Source organism: Saccharothrix obliqua (genome assembly GCF_019375475.1).
GTDB classification, from domain to species: domain Bacteria; phylum Actinomycetota; class Actinomycetes; order Mycobacteriales; family Pseudonocardiaceae; genus Actinosynnema; species Actinosynnema obliqua.
The window spans coordinates 473,383-490,404 of record NZ_JAHXGQ010000002.1 but is presented as its reverse complement, the minus strand read 5'-3'; the positions used below and the strand labels follow the sequence as shown (position 1 = coordinate 490,404).

At 74.0% G+C, this 17,022-nt stretch carries 14 protein-coding genes; 11 read left to right on the top strand and 3 right to left on the bottom strand.

What is annotated here, in order from left to right; all coding sequences use genetic code 11:
* Window positions 1–263 precede the first annotated feature (263 nt).
* The 8 genes from KZQ38_RS08225 (at window position 264) to KZQ38_RS08190 (ending at window position 10,441) form a co-directional block, all read left to right on the top strand.
* Complete coding sequence (locus KZQ38_RS08225) at window positions 264–1,889, top strand: serine/threonine-protein kinase (protein WP_219440035.1); 1,626 nt, start codon at window positions 264–266, stop codon at window positions 1,887–1,889.
* A gap of 57 nt (window positions 1,890–1,946) precedes the next feature.
* Window positions 1,947–4,094, top strand: a complete 2,148-nt coding sequence (locus KZQ38_RS08220) for a fibronectin type III domain-containing protein (RefSeq protein WP_219440034.1) — start codon at window positions 1,947–1,949, stop codon at window positions 4,092–4,094.
* A gap of 3 nt (window positions 4,095–4,097) precedes the next feature.
* Window positions 4,098–5,063: an AAA family ATPase gene (locus KZQ38_RS08215; RefSeq protein ID WP_219440033.1), complete on the top strand. Its 966-nt coding sequence runs from the start codon at window positions 4,098–4,100 to the stop codon at window positions 5,061–5,063.
* A 2-nt stretch (window positions 5,064–5,065) separates the two neighbouring features.
* Window positions 5,066–6,202 carry a DUF58 domain-containing protein gene (locus KZQ38_RS08210; protein WP_219440032.1) on the top strand — a complete coding sequence of 379 codons (1,137 nt, stop codon included), beginning with the start codon at window positions 5,066–5,068 and terminating at the stop codon, window positions 6,200–6,202.
* Complete coding sequence (locus KZQ38_RS08205; protein WP_219440031.1) at window positions 6,199–8,229, top strand: transglutaminase domain-containing protein; 2,031 nt, start codon at window positions 6,199–6,201, stop codon at window positions 8,227–8,229. The genes KZQ38_RS08210 and KZQ38_RS08205 overlap by 4 nt, the downstream gene beginning before the upstream one ends.
* On the top strand, window positions 8,226–9,341 hold the full coding sequence (locus KZQ38_RS08200) for a protein kinase domain-containing protein (RefSeq protein ID WP_219440030.1): 1,116 nt from the start codon (window positions 8,226–8,228) through the stop codon (window positions 9,339–9,341). Before KZQ38_RS08205 ends, KZQ38_RS08200 begins: the two co-directional genes overlap by 4 nt.
* Before the next feature lie 10 nt (window positions 9,342–9,351).
* Window positions 9,352–10,140, top strand: coding sequence for an FHA domain-containing protein (locus tag KZQ38_RS08195; RefSeq protein ID WP_308258305.1), 789 nt, complete (start codon window positions 9,352–9,354; stop codon window positions 10,138–10,140).
* 151 nt (window positions 10,141–10,291) lie between these two features.
* Entirely contained in the window at window positions 10,292–10,441 is a 150-nt protein-coding gene (locus KZQ38_RS08190; protein ID WP_219440029.1) for a hypothetical protein, read from the top strand.
* A gap of 211 nt (window positions 10,442–10,652) precedes the next feature.
* Here the strand turns inward: KZQ38_RS08190 and KZQ38_RS08185 are convergent, their stop codons facing one another.
* Together KZQ38_RS08185 and KZQ38_RS08180 are read right to left on the bottom strand one after the other, a co-directional pair.
* A complete protein-coding gene (locus KZQ38_RS08185; RefSeq protein ID WP_257900967.1) occupies window positions 10,653–11,810 on the bottom strand; it encodes a M20 family metallopeptidase in 1,158 nt (385 codons plus the stop codon).
* Complete coding sequence (locus tag KZQ38_RS08180; protein WP_219440028.1) at window positions 11,807–13,336, bottom strand: AbgT family transporter; 1,530 nt, start codon at window positions 13,334–13,336, stop codon at window positions 11,807–11,809. The genes KZQ38_RS08185 and KZQ38_RS08180 overlap by 4 nt, the downstream gene beginning before the upstream one ends.
* A gap of 123 nt (window positions 13,337–13,459) precedes the next feature.
* Here KZQ38_RS08180 and KZQ38_RS08175 point away from each other — a divergent pair, with 123 nt between their 5' ends.
* Both KZQ38_RS08175 and KZQ38_RS08170 read left to right on the top strand, forming a co-directional pair.
* Window positions 13,460–14,500, top strand: coding sequence for an Lrp/AsnC family transcriptional regulator (locus KZQ38_RS08175; RefSeq protein ID WP_219440027.1), 1,041 nt, complete (start codon window positions 13,460–13,462; stop codon window positions 14,498–14,500).
* A 74-nt stretch (window positions 14,501–14,574) separates the two neighbouring features.
* Window positions 14,575–15,567 carry a glutathione S-transferase family protein gene (locus KZQ38_RS08170; RefSeq protein ID WP_219440395.1) on the top strand — a complete coding sequence of 331 codons (993 nt, stop codon included), beginning with the start codon at window positions 14,575–14,577 and terminating at the stop codon, window positions 15,565–15,567.
* Window positions 15,568–15,571: 4 nt separating this feature from the next.
* On the opposite strand, the gene KZQ38_RS08165 is transcribed toward KZQ38_RS08170, so the two are convergent.
* Window positions 15,572–16,084 (bottom strand): D-alanyl-D-alanine carboxypeptidase family protein, encoded by a 513-nt coding sequence (locus tag KZQ38_RS08165; protein WP_308258304.1) that lies wholly within the window; start codon window positions 16,082–16,084, stop codon window positions 15,572–15,574.
* A gap of 140 nt (window positions 16,085–16,224) precedes the next feature.
* On the opposite strand from KZQ38_RS08165, the gene KZQ38_RS08160 reads away from it, so the two are divergent.
* Complete coding sequence (locus KZQ38_RS08160) at window positions 16,225–17,022, top strand: alpha/beta fold hydrolase (RefSeq protein WP_219440025.1); 798 nt, start codon at window positions 16,225–16,227, stop codon at window positions 17,020–17,022.

Genomic DNA, 17,022 nt, shown 5'->3' with positions numbered 1-17,022 from the left:
CGACGGCGCTCCGTGTTGCCATGCCGCCTCCGAGAGGGCACGCACGGCACGGCGCGATCATTCCGAGTCACGCGGAATGCGTGCGTTGGCAAGGACTTCGTCGGTTCGGCGGCAATGCGCCGGCGTGACCCGCTTGAGGCGCGCGAAAACCCGAACGGTGCTCATGTCGGGACGTTCCCGCTGTTCAGGGGAATATGCTCCATCGGTGGTGGATGTAGTCGGTCCTCGTGTCGAGCACGCACCGTGGCCGGTACATTACCGGCGTGGCAGAGGGCGAGGAGCGGTTGGTCGTCGGGCGGTACCGCCTGCGCCGGTCGCTCGGCCGGGGCGGCATGGGTGTCGTGTGGCTCGCGCACGACGAGTACCTGCACCGGGACGTGGCGGTCAAGGAGATCCAGCCGCGCGGTCGGGACATCAAGCACACCGATCCGGAGGTGCTGCGCACTTTGCGCGAGGCGAGAGCCGCCGCGAAGTTGAGCGAACACCCCGGTGTCATAACCGTGCACGACGTCGTCACCGATGAACGCGGACTCCCGTGGATCGTGATGCAGCTCCTGGCGGGCCGTTCGCTCGGCGAGGAACTCGACGCCGAAGGGCCGATGCCGATCGGCCGGGCCGCGCGGATCGGGCTCCAGGTGGTGCGGGCGCTCGACTACGCGCACACCAACGGCGTGCTGCACCGCGACGTGAAACCGGGAAACGTCATGCTGGTCGGCGACAAGGTGGTGCTCACCGATTTCGGCATCGCCCTGATCGACGGCGCGTCCGTGCTCACCGCGACCGGGCAGATCCCCGGCGCGCCGGAGTACATCGCGCCGGAACGCATCCTCGGCGAGGAAGCGTTGCCCGCGGCCGACATGTGGTCGGTGGGCATCACCCTCTACCGGATGCTGGTCGGCCGGACGCCGTTCCAGCGCCCGGACATCCAGGCCACGCTGGCGGCGGCGCTGTCCCAGGAACCCGACCCGCACCCGAACATCGGCCGCCTGTGGCCGATCGTGCAGGGCCTGCTGCGCAAGAAACCCGCCGAGCGCTGGACGGCGCGGCAGGCCATCGAGCAGCTGGCCGGTTTCGCCGCGGCACCCGACACCACGCCCGAAACGGCGGCGCGGCGCGGGATCACCGTGCCCGAGCGGTACCCGGGCGGCGCGACCACAGTGGTCGGCGAGACCACGCCGAACACCCGCACCCTGCCGCCGCCGCTCCCGCCGCCGACCACGCGTGCCTCACCCGGCGACCCGACGCTGGACCCGGTGCCGACCGGGCGCCCGGCCACGCGCCCGCCGCTGATCGCGGCGGGGATCATCCTCGCCATCGGCGTGGTGGTGGCCGTGGTGCTGCTGGTCGACCAGTCACGGGTGGGAGGGACGCTCGGTTCCTCCGCGCCGGGCGCGACCACCACGCCGGTGCCGCTGAAGAACCAGCGGGAACCGCGGCTGGACTTCGAGATCGGCGTGCCGGTGGACTGGCCGCGCTACTCGTCGGCGGAAGGCCCGCTCAGCGACGTGATCTGGGCGAGCCGCGAGGTCGACCCGAAGGCGGGCGGGGTGACCGTGCGGGTGTTGCGGGACACCACCAAACCCGGGGTGTCCGCGCCCGCGTACCTGGTCGACGAGGCCAAGGCGCAGCGGGAGAACCAGGACAACGCCGAGTTCCGCCAACTCGCCCTCACCGACAACGGTTCCTCGGCCGACCTGGAGTACACGCACCGCGCGGTCGTCGGCGGAACCTGGTTCCACACGCGGGTTTCCGCCATCCCGCGCGGGGAATCGGTCTACACCGTGACGTTCTCGCTGCACGCGGGCGACGCCACGGCGCTGCAAGACCGCTGGAGCGCCGTGCAACCGCTGTTCGCGCGCATCCGGGACAGCTTCCACCCACACCCCTGAACCCAGCGGCGGCGCTGACGGGGACCGGTCCCCGGCCGCCGTGGATAGGTTGCCCCCGTGACCACCAAGCCCTCGGCGTCACCGAAGACCGGACCGTACGCGGTGCTGGCGGTCCTGGTCGCGGCGGCGGTCACCGCCGCGCTGGTCGGACCCGCGCGCCCGCTGTCGGCCGCGCCGTTCGCCACCACCGGCCACTGGGTCTACAACTCCGTGCTGGGCGCGGTGTTCCACATCGACGGCGGGACGTCGAACGTCGACGCGCGGCTGCCGCTGGACGCCGAGGTGGGCAGCCAGGTGTTGCAGGGCGACAAGAGCGGCTACGTGGTGGGGCCGACCAGGATCACCTCGTTCGACAAGTCGACGCTGTCACCGGGTGGCACGACCACCCCGCCCACCGACGAGACGCCGCTGGGCATCGAGGTGGTCGGCGGCCCGTACGCGGTCTACCGCAACGCGGGCAAGGTCGTCCGCCTCGGCGACCCGACCGCGACCATCCCGGTCGGCGGCGCGGTCGGAAACCCGGTGGTCACCGACGACGGCACGATGTGGTTGCACCGCACCGGGGCCGGTTCGATCTGCACCATCGCCAGGGACGCCGTCGAACTCTCCGGCTGCCCCGTCAACGCGCCCGCCGACCACGCGGGCGCGTTGACCGTGGTGGGTGGGCGGCCGGGCTTCGTCGACCTGTTCAGCAGCGAGTGGCACACCGTCGACAACGGCGTGTTCGGCCCCGGCAAACCGCTCGGCGTCTCGCTGTCGCCGAACTCGCGGCCGGCGGCGCGGGACCTGGCCGGTCGGATCGCGGTCCTGGACCCGGTGCGGCGCAGCCTGCTGCTGGTGGACACCTCACCGCGGCCCGCCGACCCGGTCACGGTCGCGCTGCCGGCGGGCGAGTACGACGGTCCCGTGTCGACCGGCGAGGTGGTCGCCCTGGTGGACCGGCAGCGCGGCGCGGTGCTCACGTTCGGCCCGGACGGCGTTCAGCGCGACGAGAAGTCCGTGCGGAGCGAGGACGGCCGGCCCCGGCTGGCCCAGGGCGAGGACGCGCGGGTCTACGTCGAGGACGCGAACGGCACGCAGGTCCTCGTGGTCGCCAAGGACGGCCGGGTGGAGGGCGTCGACGTGGCCGGTAAGCCCGTGCCCACGGCACCGGTGGACGTGCCCGGCGGCGAGACCGGCACCCCCGACCGGCCGGGCGGGCAGGGCGACCAGCCGGACCGGGGCGAGGTGCCCGGCCGGACCGCCGAACCACCGGTGGCGCGGCAGGACCCGCCTCCGGAGACCCGCGTCCCGGACGTGACCACGCCGCCACCGGTGCCGCCCGGCCGACCGGGCGCGCCGCCGTCGGTCGTGGCGCAGGCGGGTGACGGCACGGCGACCGTCACGTGGGGCGCGGCGCCGGACAACCGCGCGCCGATCACGTCCTACCTGGTGTCCTGGCGGGGCAGCGGCGGCGGCGCGGGTTCCTCCGTGGTCGGCGGCGACGCGACCACGACGTCGGTCGGCGGCCTGGCCAACGGCGAGCGCTACGTCGTCACCGTGTCGGCGACCAACCAGGTGGGGGAGGGGCCCGGCACGTCCTCCAACCCGGTCACCCCCGTCGCGCCGGTCTCGCCCGCGGACCCGCCGGTCGACCCGCGGGCCAAGTACGACGTGGACGACCGACCGACCCGCAACGTCACGATCATGTGGGGCGAACCCGCGCTCAACGGCGGCGTGCTGGTGCACTACCTGGTCACCGGCGGCGGGCAGCCGGAGCAGACGACCACCGGGACCGAGGTGACGTACGCGCAGTTGGCGGCCACCACCGCGTACACCTTCACCATCCGCGCCGTGACCCGGTCGCCGGACGGGCGGCAGATCGACGGCCAACCCGCGTCCGTCACCGTCCGGGACGAGCCCGTGCGCACCGCCTCCGCCACGATCAAGCAGGGCGGCCCCTCCAAGACCGACAACTGCCACCCCCCGGCGTGCGCCTGGGTCGAAGCCACCATGACCGGGCTCGACTCGAACCAGCGCTACCAGCTCCGGCTGAGTTCCAACTCCAACGACGAGGTCCGCACCGAGGACTTCACCACGGACGCCAACGGCGCCGCCAACTACAACAAGCTGAACTACGACGTTCCCGGCGAGACCGTGTGGGTCACCGTGCTGACCTCCTCCGGCCAGGAAGTCGTCCACTCCAACACGATCACCTGGGAGTGAACCGTGACCACCCAGCCGACCCGCGCCGGCGAGGTCTACGAACGGATAGCCGCCAACGTCCAGCGGGTGGTGCGCGGCAAGCCCGACGTGGTGCGGCTGGCCGTCGCCGCGTTGTTCAGCGAGGGCCACCTGCTGATCGAGGACGTGCCCGGACTCGGCAAGACCACGCTCGCCCGCTGCCTGGCGCGCAGCATCGGCGGCACCTGGAACCGCATCCAGTTCACGCCCGACCTGCTGCCCGGCGACATCACCGGCGTGCAGGTCTACCACCAGCACGGCGAGGAGTTCGTGTTCCACCCCGGCGGGGTGTTCGCGAACGTGGTGCTGGCCGACGAGATCAACCGCGGCACGCCCAAGACCCAGTCGGCGCTGCTGGAGGTCATGTCGGAGCAGCGGGTCACGGTCGACGCGGTGCGCCACGACGTGCCGCGGCCGTTCCTGGTGATCGCCACCCAGAACCCGATCGAGATGGCGGGCACCTACCGGCTGCCGGAGGCGCAGCTCGACCGGTTTCTGATGCGGTTGCGGATGGGTTACCCGAGCCTGGAGGCCGAGGTGATGGTGATCATCAGCGACCGCGCCGGGGTGGACCCGGACGAACTGCCCGCCGTGGTGGACATCCCTACCCTCCAGACCGCCGTGGCCGAGGTGCGCGGCACCCGGATCGACACCGCGCTGGTCCGGTACGCGGCCACCCTCACCGCCGCCACGCGGCAGTACGCGGACGTCCGCTACGGCGCGAGCCCGCGCGGCAGCATCGCGCTCATCCGCGCGGCGCAGGGCCTCGCGGCGACGCACGGGCGCGAGTACGTCACGGTCGACGACATCAAGCAGGTCGCGCACCCGGTGCTGGACCACCGGCTGATCCTCACCCCGGACGCCGAGCTGCGGCAGCGCGGCGCGGCGGACGTGGTGGCGGACCTGCTGGCCAAGATCCCGGTGCCGGTCGCCGGCGCCGCGGGGGCCTGACCGTGCGGCTGACCCGGCGCGGCGCGGGCACGCTCGTCGGCGCGGTCGCGCTGGTCGCGCTCGGCCTGGTCGCGGGCCACCCGCTGCTGCTCGCGCTCGGCGCGATCGCGGTGGGCGCGGTCGTCGCCGCGTTGGCGGTGACCGCCCGGCGGCCCGGGGTTGAGGTGATCCGGGAGCTGTTCCGCGACCGGGTGGAACGCGGTGGCCGGGCGGGGATCACGTTGCGCGTCCACAACCCGGCCCCGCGCCGCCAGGCCGGTTTCACGGCGGTGGACCGGGTCGGCGACCACGCGTTGACCGTCACCGTGCGGTCCCTCGCCGCCGGCGCGGAGCAGTCGTACCTCAACGAGCTGCCGACCGGCCGGCGCGGCAGGCACGAGGTCGGGCCGCTGCGCCTGCGCCGGACCGACGCGCTGGGCCTCGGCCGGTCCGAGCTGCTGCTGGGCGGCACCACGACGTTGTGGGTCTACCCGCGCACGCACCCCGTGCGGTCGGTGGCGGGCAGCCTCCCGCTCCACCACCACGACGGGGCGGCCACCGAGACCTCGCCGCGCGGTTCGCTGGACGTCCGGGAGGTGCGCGAGTACGTGCCCGGCGACGAGGTGCGCCACCTGCACTGGAAGGCGACGGCCCGCACCGGCCGGCTGATGATCCGGGACTACGCCGACCCGCACCAGCCGCAGTTCACCGTGCTGCTGGACAACCGGGAGGAGACGCCCGCCGAGCCGGAGTTCGAGGAGGCCGTGGAGGTGGCGGCGTCCCTGGTCGTCGCGGCGGCCAAGGAGGAGCACCGCTGCCGGCTGGTCGCGTCGAGCGGCCTCGACGTCGCCGCCGCGCCGGGATCCGGTGCGGTGCGGCGGTTCCTGGACGAGCTGTGCGTCGTGGAGCGCGTGGGCCGGCCCGGTTCGCCGCTGGTGCCCGCGGCCCTGGCGAACGCGGGCGGCGGGATGCTCGTGGTGGTCTCCTCGGCGGTGTCGGCCGCGGACGTCGCGGTGCTCGCCGCGGTGCGCCCGCGGTACGTGGACGTGGTCGTGGTCGCGCTGCGCGGCGCCGCGCCGGTGATCCCGGGCGCCCGGGTGCTGCGTGCGACGGACGCGTTGGACGCCACGTCGCGCTGGCAGGCGGTGGTGGCGCGATGAGGACCCGCACGTGCTGGCTGCTGGCCGCCTCGGCGGTGCCGGGGCTGCTGTTCGCCCCGGTGTTCGGGCTGCGTGCCCTGGTGCTGCCGGTCGTGGCCGTGCTCGTGGCCTGCTGGGCGGCGGTGGAGCTGTGCGAGCGGCTGCCCGCGCTGCGGCCGGCGCGACCCGCGTTGGCGTTCCTGCTCGGTCTGCTGGCGTTGACCGGGGTTTCCTTGCCCCACACGACTTTCCACGGCCTGCCGACGGTGGACGGCGTGCGGGCGCTGGTCGCCGGGTTCACCGACTCCTGGCAGCTCACGTTGCAGTCGACGTGGCCGGTGCGACCGGAACCCGAGCTGCTGCTGTTCGTCCCGCTGCTGGTGTTGTTCGCGGCGATGGCGGGGATCGAGCTGCTGCGGTGGCCCGCGGTCGCCGTGCTGCCGAGCCTGGTGCTGGTGGCGTTGAGCCAGGCGTTCGTCGCGGTGTCGGGGGTGTGGGCGGCGCTGGTCGCGCTCGGCTACGCCGCGGCCGTGGCCGGACTGCTCAGCTCCCGGGCGGCGCGTGGCGCGGTCGTGCCGACGGTCGCGCTGTGCCTGGTGGCCGGCGTGGCGGGTGCGGCACTCGGTCCGGGGCCGGCGTTCTCGTTGCGGGACAGCCGGTCCGCGCCCGCGGCGCTGCCACGCGCCGCGAGCCCGCTGAGCGAGGTCGCGACCCGGTTGTCGAACCCGGACGAGGTGGTCTTCAGCCATTCCGGCGGTGTGCCGGTCGACCGCTGGCGACTGGTGGTGCTGGAGGACTTCGACGGCGTCACGTGGACGCCGCCGGACCGGTACCACCGGCTCGGCGTGGGCATCGGGCCGCCGCCCGAGGTCACCGTGCCGACGGCCGCCCACTCCGCGCGGCTCACCGTGGCGGGCTCCGGTCCGTGGCTGCCCAGCCAGGCCATGCCCGCGGCGGTGGACGGCGTCGCACCGCTGGTCGACCGGACCACCGGGGCGCTGCTCGCGCCGGACCGCGCCGGACCGGTGGAGTACGAGCTGCGGTGGTGGGCGCCGGAGGTGGACCCGGAACGGCTGCGGGACTCGGGGTTGTCGACCGACGTCGTGCCCGGCGGCCTGGGCATCGTGCCGCCCGGTGTCGCGGACCTCGCCCGCACCGCCACCGGCGGCGCGCGGCCGACGTTCCGCACGGCGCTCGTGCTGGAGCAGTACCTGAGCCGGGAGTACCGGGTCGCGACGGGCGCGGACCTGCCGACCGGCAGCGGTTGGCCGCAACTGCGCGACTTCCTGCTGGAGACCAGGCGCGGCACCAGCGAGCAGTTCGCCGCGGCGTACGTGGTGCTGGCGCGGATCGTGGGCATCCCGGCCCGGCTGGCGGTGGGCTACCGCGCGCCCCGGCCGCCGGCCGGCGGTCCGGTGGTGGTGCGCAACCGCGACGTGCTCGCGTGGCCGGAGGTGGCGGTGACCGGCGTCGGCTGGGTGCCGCTCGACCCCGCCGGCGCGGCCGGTGGCGACGACTCGGCGCGGTCGCCGCTGGAGCGCGTGACGGCGGCGGCCCGTGCCGGGCTGCCGCCGCCGGACCGGCTGCCCGACCCGCCCCTGCCACCGCCGACCACGTCGGCGGAGCCGGGGCCCGGGTTCGACCTGCCGCGCCTGGTGCCGCTGGTCGGGCTCGGCCTGCTGGCGCTGCTCGCGGTGGCCGTGCTCGCCGTGCCCGTGGTGAAGGCGGTCCGGACGTGGCGGCGCAGACGCCTCACCGGCACGCGTGGCGTGGTCGCCGCCTGGTGCGAGGCCCGCGACCTCCTGCGGGCGCACGGCGCGCCGGTCACGCCGGGCATGACCGCGCGCGACCTGGCCGCGGTGGCCGACCGGTCCGTCGTGGACGGTCTGCACCGGTTGGCGGCCGGGCTGGACGTGGCGTTGTGGTCGGGTGCGGGCGCGGGCGGCGGCGACGTGGCGGCGGCGTGGTCGGCGGTGCGGGAGATCCGGCGGGCACTCGCGCGGCGACCGGTCGGCGCGCGGCTCAGGGCGGTGTTCGCGGTTCGATGAGGTTGCTCGGTCGTGGCCCGGTCGCCGACGTGTACGACGTCGGGGGGAGTGCGCTGAAGGTGTTCCCCGGCAGGTTCGACCGGCGCGCGGTCGCCGCGATCGAGCGCGACCGGGACCGGCTCGCCCGGCTCTCGGCGCCGGTGCTGCCGGTCGAGCGCGTGGAGCTGGTGGACGGCAGGCACGCGTTGCGGATGGAGCTGTGCGTCGAATCGCTGGCGAGCCGCGTGCGGCGGGACGGCCCGCTGCCCGTGGACGACGTGGCGGCGCTGGGTGACGCGTTGTCCCGCGCGCTGGTCGCCGCCCGGCGCGTCGACGTGCTGCACGGCGGGGTGAGCCCGTCGAACGTGTTGTTCCGCGCCACCGGCGAGCCGGTGCTCGCGGATTTCGGCGCGCACGTGCGGCAGGCGTTCCGCCGCGACCCGCTGCACGGCATCGAGTGGGTTTCCCCGGAGACGTTGCGCACGGGCGTGGCCGACGCGCGGACCGACCTGTACGGGCTCGGCGCGGTGCTGCACTTCGCGTTGACCGGCGAGTCGCCGCACCCCAGCCGGATCGGGGAGATGACGGCGGAGCGGGTGTTGCGCGTGTTGTCCGACCCCGTGCCCGCGATCAGCCGGCCCGACGTCCCGGTGGCGTTGGCCACGGCCATCGGCCGCCTGCTCGCGCCCGACCCCGGGAAGCGGTCGCTGCCGGTGCGCGCGGCCGAGCCGGGGCAGCGGGCGCGGCGGCGGGCGTGGCCCCGGTGGCCGGTCGCCGCGGCGGGCGTGCTGGCGGTGTCGCTGGTGGCGGGCGTGTGGGCGGCGCGGCGGGTGGAGCCGCCGCCACCGCCGCCGGTCGCCGCGCCGCCGCCCGAGGTGGTGCTGGACGAGCCCACCGACCTCGGCGACCGGGTGTCGCTGACCTGGACCACGAACGACGACAGGCTGTTCTTCGCCGTAGTCGCCTGGCCCGAGGGCGGGCCGAGCACCGCCGTGCTGGCGGAGCGCGACCGCACGGCGAAGGTGCCGGTCGAGGTGGGCCGCAAATACTGCTTCCTGGTGCGCGGCACCAAGGGCGACCAGGTGGTGGAGAGTCGGTCGAAGGGCGTGCGCGGCGCGGACTGCCGCCGGTGAGGAGGTCCGGGTGGAGCCGGAACTGTGGTACGTCGGCGGTCTGGTGCTGCCCGGCGGGCACGACAGCCTGGCGCGTGGTGTGCCGCGTGCCATGGCGGGCGCGTTGCACGCGCTCGCCATCGGCGGCGGGTACGCCGTGGGTCCGCGCGAGGGCCGGATCGTCTACTTCGGCCGCAACCGGCCGGACGTGCACGTCTGCCTCGGCGAGGACGACCGGCAGGTCAGCCGCAGGCAGGGTGAGCTGACCCACCACCGGGGCCACTGGTGGCTGCGCAACACCGGGCGGCGGCCGATCCGCCTGCCGCGTGGCCGGTGGCTGTTCGGGGACGAGGGCGCGGTGCCGCTGGCGCCCGGCTACACGCCGGTGCACGTCCCGGGCTCGCGTGACCGCGAGCACCTGCTGGAGGTGTTCGTGACCGGCCCGGACGGCGACCGCCCCCGCGCCCGGCCGGACGACGTCACCGACCCGCCGCGCCCGCACCCGATCAACGCCGAGGAACGCGTGATGCTCGCCGCGCTGGGGTGGCACTACCTGCTGCGCGAGCCCAACCCGAAACCGCTCACGTGGAAGGAGGCCGCGCTGCGCCTGGCCGCCGTCCAGCCGCTGGTCGGCTGGACGGCCAAGCGGGTGGAGCACCGGGTGGCCGCCGTGCGCGACCGCCTGTCCCGGCGCGGCGTGCCGAACCTGACCCGCGAGGAGGTCGGCGAACCCGTCGGCAACGCCCTCAACGACAACCTGCTGCGGGAGCTGGTGAGGTCGACCACCCTGGTGCCCGACGACCTCGCGCTGCTGGACTGAGCCGCCGGACCACGCGTTCGGCGGTGATCGCGGACGTGATTACATTGGCGGTCGCTCTCCTCCGGTCGGAGTGACGTTCCTCATCGTTTGGCCGGTATCCGTCACCGGTAATCAAGGAAGCGCCGTGTGCGCTTCTCACCTGGAGGGAAACATGCAGGAGACAGACACCGGGCGGGCGGTCGCGAACCCGCGCCGGACGCGGCTGGGCGCGGACTGGACCGCCGGGTCGACCGGCGTGGCCGACCACCCGCGGCCGGTACCGAGCCCCGCGCCCGACGCCGGTTCCGGGACCGCCTCGTAGTCCCGACCGCATCGACCCGGTGGGTGGAACGCGGTACCGAGCAGGCGTCTTCCGCAGGACGAGCGCTCCACCCCGGGTCGGCCCTCCCGGGGTTCCGCGTGCTCCGCGGCGGTGAGCCTCGTGCCACCGCCCGACGACCCGGACGAAATCGTGCTGTCGGACCCCGCCCCGGGTCGGGTCCGGGAGACGGGGGCGGAGTCCAACGCCGCCGTCAGCCCGCCGCGAGGGGGTCCTCGGCGAGCGCGGCCAGGAGACCGGCCACCAGCGCGGCCTGGTAGGGCATCCGGTCGAGCAGCACGTGCTCGTTCCGCGCGTGCGCCCCGTCGCCCACCGCGCCCAGGCCGTCCAGCACGGGGCGACCGGTCGCGGCGACGAAGTTGCCGTCGCTCGCACCGCCCACCGCCACCTCGCCGAGGTCCCGGCCGTGCGCGGCGGCGACCTCGCGTGCTCGGCGCAGCAACTCGGCACTGCCGGGGTTCGGTGTCATCGGCGGGCGGTTCCAGCCGCCGGTCACCACCAGCTCCACCCGGGGATCGGTGACGCTCAGCGCGGCGATCTCCCGGTCGACGCGACGCGCCTCCTCCTCGGTGGCCACGCGGACGTCGACCTCGGCACGCGCGTGGCCCGCCACGACGTTGGTCCGCGTCCCGCCGGTGATCACGCCCGTGTTGACGGTCGTGCCCCGCTCGGGTGCGGCGATGTCGCGCAACGCCAGCACGACCTCGGCCAGCGCGGTCACGGCGCTCGCGCCCTTCTCCGGGTCCAGGCCGGCGTGCACCTCGACCCCGCGCACGTCCACCTCGAACAGCCCGATGCCCTTGCGGCGCGTCTTCACGCGGCCGTCCACGCCGGGCTCCAGCACGAGGGTGGCGGTGGCCCGCCCGGCGGCGCGCTCGATCACCTCCCGGGACGCCTTGCTGCCGATCTCCTCGTCCGGCGTGAACAGGAACCGCACGGTCGGCGCGGGCACGTCCAGGGCGCGCAGCGCGGCCACCGCCCACACCGACTGCACCAGGCCCGCCTTCATGTCGAACGCGCCCGGCCCGGTGGCCACGCCGTCGGCGACGGTGAACGGCCACTCGGCCAGGGTCCCGCGCGGCCACACGGTGTCGTAGTGGCCGAGCACCAGCACCTCGCCCGGCGCCGCGCCCTCGACCAGCACCTCCACCACGTCGCCGAGCGCGCCGTGCGCCTGGCGGCGCGTGGTCGCGGCGGGCAGCCGCTCCAGCGCCCACCGCTCCAGCAGGGCCGCCATCCGGTCCAGGCACTCGGCGTCGTCGCTCGGGGACTCGACGCCCACCAGCAGTTCCAGGTCGGCGACGAGTTCGGGCAGCCGTTCGCTCAACCAGTCCATCATCGGGGTGCTCATCGGACCGGCACCCCCGGGCCCAGCGGCAGACCGAGGCCCCACCAGGCCATCAGCAACGCCGTCCACACCACCAGCATGGTGGCGACCACGGGCAGCGTCATCGAGGTGAGCGTGCCGATGCCGACGTCCTTGCGGTACTGGCGCATGAAGCCGAGCGTCATCACGAAGTAGGCGCTCATGGGCGTGATCGCGTTGGTGCACGAGTCGGCGATGCGGTAGGCGGCCTGGCTCAGCTCGGGCGAGACGCCGAGCAGCATCAGCATCGGCACGAAGATCGGGGCGACCAGCGCCCACTGGGCCGAACCACTGGTCACGACCAGGTTGATGAAGGTGACCACGAGCATCATGCCGAGCAGCAGCAGCGGGGTGCTGATGTTCGCGCCGTCCAGCACGCTCGCGCCCTTGATGGCCAGGTACGGCCCCAGGTTGGTCCACTTGAAGTAGGCCAGGAACTGGGAGATCGCGAAGAACAGCACGAGCACGGGCGCCAGCGGCTTGGTGCCGTCCGCCATCAGCCGCGGCACGTCGGCGGAGCGGCGGATCTTGCCGACCGACAGGCCGTAGGCGAGGCCGGCCACGAAGAACACCAGGAAGATGACCACCGCCACGTCCTTGAGCAGCGGCGAGTTCAGGATGCCACCGCCCTCCCCGCGCAGCGGCGAGCCGGCCGGGACCAGCGCGACCACGCAGGCGGCCAGCACGAGGCCGACGGCGAGCCCGGCCCGGCGCAGCCCGCGCCGCTCCTCGGCCGCCAGTTGGACCGAGCCGGTGACGTCGGCGGCGGGCGGCGCGTCCACGGTGAGCGCGGCGGCCCGGCGGACCAGGACCTTCTCCGTGACCAGCGTGATCACGCCGGCCAGCACGACGGACGAGGCGAGGGCGAAGAAGTAGTTCGACAGCGGCGTCACCACGTACGTCGGGTCGATCAGCTTCGCGGCCGTGGTGGACAGGCCGGACAGCAACGTGTCGGTCGGCGTCACCAGCGGGCTGGCGTCGTAACCGGCGGAGATGGACACGAACGCCACCACGACGCCGAGGATCGGGTTGCGACCGCGGATGTGGAAGATGACGCCGCCCAGCGGCACGAGCACCACGTAGGCGCTGTCGCCGAGCACGTGCGCGGTCATACCGGTGAACGCGAGGGCGAAGGTCAGCCACCCGGCGGGCACCTTGACGATGCTCGCGCGCAGCAACGCGTGCAGCATCCCGGTCTCGGTGGCCAGCGCGACGCCGAGCATCACCACGATGATCAGGCCCAGCGGCGGGAACGACACGAAGTTGTCGACCGCGTCGCCGATCATGCTGCGCAGGCCGTCACCGGACAGCAGGGTGCGGACCACGATCGGCTTGCCCTGCCCCGGCGCGGTGGCGGTCGCGCCGTTCGCCAGCCAACTGGCCACGAGCAGCACGCCGCTGAGGATCCAGAACAGCCAGAACGAGTCCGGCAGGCGGTTGCCCGCGCGCTCCACCACGCCGAGGAAGCGCAGCAGCGCGGGTTCCCGCTCTCTCGTCGGCGTGTGGGCCATGCAGTCCTCCTGGGGCTGTCCGTACGATATGGACGCATACAGAAGCATTCACGTACGATTGCGTCAATAGCTCTGCATTGATCGTTCTAATCCGACGCGCTTCCGGGACTCTAGGATCAACGCATGGTGACTGCGGCGCGACCCGCCGAGAGCGAAGCCGCTCTGGACGACGTGGATTTGGACATCATCGCCGCGCTCCAGCTCGACCCGCGCGCCGCGTTCGACCGGGTGGCCGAGGTGCTGGGCACGACCGGGCGGACCGTCGCGCGGCGGGTCGACCGGATGACCGAGGCGGGCGTCCTGCGGTTCGTGTGCGAGGTGCACCGGTCGCTGGTGTCGGAGGGCACCCGCGTCCACAGCTGGATCAGGACCGAACCGAGGCTGATCCACCAGGTCGCCGAGACCCTGACCGCCATGCCCGAGGTGGTCTTCTGCTGCACGACGGCGGACAGCGCGGGTGTCTACTGCACGGCCGTGCCCGGCCGCGGCGAGCGCGCCGCGTTCCTCACCTCCCGCCTGCCCGCCGTGCCGGGCATCCTGGCCACCCGCAGCGAGATCGAGCTGCGCGTGGTCCGCAAGGCGTCCTCCTGGCGGCTGCCCCGGTTGACCGCCGGGCAACGCGCCGCCCTGGCCCGGCCCGTGCCCGACTTCGCCCAGCGCGCGCGCCCGTTGTCGGAGGAGGAGCGCACCGCGGTCGCCCTGCTGCGGGACGACGCGCGGCTGGCCTACGCCGACCTGGCCCGCGCCCTGGGCATGACCCAGCCACGTGCCCGCCGCCTGGTGCTGAACCTGCTGGACGAAGGACTGCTCCAGCCACGCGTGGACGTGGAGCCCGGCGCGCTGGGCTACCGGACCGAGGCCATCATCGGCCTGCGCACCCAGTTCGGCCACGCCACCGCCGTCGCCGAGGCGTTGACCCGGTACGGCGGCACCCGCTACCTGGCCCGCGTGGCGGGCACGTCGAGCCTGCTCTGCCAGGCCGTGTTCCAGGACGAACTGGCGCTGGCGGACTTCCTGGACGACCAGTTGTCCGGCGTGGACGCCGTGGTGCACGCCGAGGTCTCCATGATCCTCAAGGTCGCCAAGCGCCTCTGGATCCCGCGTGACGGCGTGCTGCTCGGCACCCCCCGGTTCCCCGACCTGCTGCCCGCGCCGCAGCCGTAGCACGCGGGCGTACGCTCGGGGACGTGAGTGAGACCAACGCGCACCCGGAGCACAGCACGGGCGGTACGTACTCGGTGAAGGGCAAGGCGTTCACTCGCGACACCCGGTACATCACGACCCGGATCACGGCGGACGGGCGGGACGGCTTCACCCCCGAGCCCGGCCGGTACCGGCTGGTCGCCGCGCGTGCCTGCCCGTGGGCCAACCGGTCGGTCATCGTGCGTCGGCTGCTCGGCCTGGAGGACGCGATCTCGCTCGGGCTGCCGGGTCCCACGCACGACGCCCGCTCGTGGACGTTCGACCTCGACCCGGGTGGCCGCGACCCGGTGCTGGGCATCGAGCGCCTCCAGGAGGCGTACTTCAAGCGCGACCCCGAGTACCCGCGCGGCATCACCGTGCCCGCCATCGTGGACACCACGAGCGGCGCCGTGGTCACCAACGACTTCGCCCAGATCACGCTCGACCTGTCCACGGAGTGGCGTGAGTTCCACCGGCCCGGCGCGCCGGACCTGCTGCCCGCCGCGCACCGCGCGGAGCTGGACGAGGTGAACCGGCGGGTGTTCACCGAGGTCAACAACGGTGTCTACCGGTGTGGTTTCGCGGGCAGCCAGGAGGCGTACGACGAGGCGTACGACCGGCTGTGGACCGCGCTGGACTGGCTGGAGGACCGGCTGGCCGACCGCCGGTACCTCGTCGGCGACACCATCACCGAGGCGGACGTGCGGTTGTTCACCACGCTGGTGCGCTTCGACCCGGTCTACCACGGGCACTTCAAGTGCAACCGGAACAAGCTCGACGAGATGCCCAACCTGTGGGCCTACGCGCGTGACCTGTTCCAGACGCCGGGCTTCGGCGACACGGTGGACTTCGCGCAGATCAAGCGGCACTACTACGTCGTGCACAAGGACATCAACCCGTCGCAGATCGTGCCCAAGGGCCCCGACCTGTCGGGCTGGGTGACGCCGCACGGCCGCGAAGCACTCGGCGGCCGGCCGTTCGGCGACGGCACCCCGCCCGGACCGGTACCCGAGGGCGAGCGCGTCGACCCCGCCCACACACCGCTCTGACCGGTCAGCCCGCCGCGTCGGCGCGTTGCACCGGGCACTCACCGCCGGGCGTGGTCAGCAGCTCGAAGTGCCACATCTCGTTGGTGTACACCTGGCACAACCCGTAGGCCGCGCCCTTGCGGCCGACCCAGTCGGCGGCGTCGGTCGGGCCGATGTCGACGGCCTTGCCGGTCACGTGCGCCGAGGTGTCCGGCGTGCTGACGAACCGGCGTGCCTCGGTCACGCTGCCGTACCGGGTCACGGCCTGGTCGAGCAGGCGCTGCTGGTAGGCCCTGCTCCGCCAACCCGAGGTCACGGTGACCTTGATGCCGGCCGCCTTGGCGTCCTCCGTCGCCTGCCGCACGGCCGCCAGCAGGTCGGGGTCGAGCTTGCGGATCGCGGCGTGCTCGGACCGGTAGGGCGAGATGCCGGTGTTCTCCGGGATGCTCCCGTCCTCCTCCGCCGCGGGCGCCGACGGGCCGGACCCGCCGGGTGAGCAGGCCGCCAACGCGAGCACACCGACCAGCAGGACCTTCACGGACGCGCACGACCAACGGCGAAACATGTTCCCTCACAGGTGGAGCCGGAGCTTGACCCCTCCGACGGTGCCCGCGGGATGTCCGCGTTCGATGCGAGCTTTGTGCGCGTTGTGCGACAACCGGGTACTACCGTGACGGCATGGCAGCCGTTCATGCGACCGTCTTACCGGGTCCCGCCGACGCTCCTCCCGCGGTGTTCGTCCACGGTGTCCTCAGTTGGGGGTCGGACGACCTCTACGGGTTCGGCAACCAACGCCCGTTGGCAGTCGAGCGCACGCTGCTGCTGGTCGACCGGCGTGGTCACGGCGCGAGCCCGGACCTGGCCGGCCCGCACACGACCGACTACGCCGTCGACGCCGAGGACGTCGTCCACCTGCTCGGTTCCGGCGCGCACCTGGTGGGCCACTCCTACGGCGCGGTCGGCGCGATGCTCGCCGCCGCGCGCCGCCCGGACCTCGTGCGGTCGCTGTGCCTGATCCAGCCCGGCGCCCTGCGGGCCGCCGAGGCGCACCCGGTCGTGGCCGAAGCCCTGCGGCGCAACCGCTCCGCCACCGTGGCGCTGCCGCCGGACCTGACGCCGCACGACTACCTCCGGCTGACCGCGGAGGCCGTGGGCATGACGCCGGCCGAGCCGACGTCCGAGCGTTTGCGGGCGGCACGCGCGGCGATGGGGGAGCGGCCCTGCTGGGACGCGCCGACGCCGTTGGAACCGCTGGCCGACGCCCCGTGGCCGACCCTGGTGGTGCGTGGCGACTGGTCCGGCGCGCCGGCGGAGTACCGGCGGCTGGCCGGCGCGCCGCTGATGGCCGCGGCCGAGGTCATCGCCGAGCGGGTCGGCGCCGAGCTGCTGACCGTGCCGGGCTACTACCCGCACGTCCAGCACCCCGGGCCGGTCAACGCGGCGCTGAGCGACCTGTGGCGGGCCGCCGACGGCTGA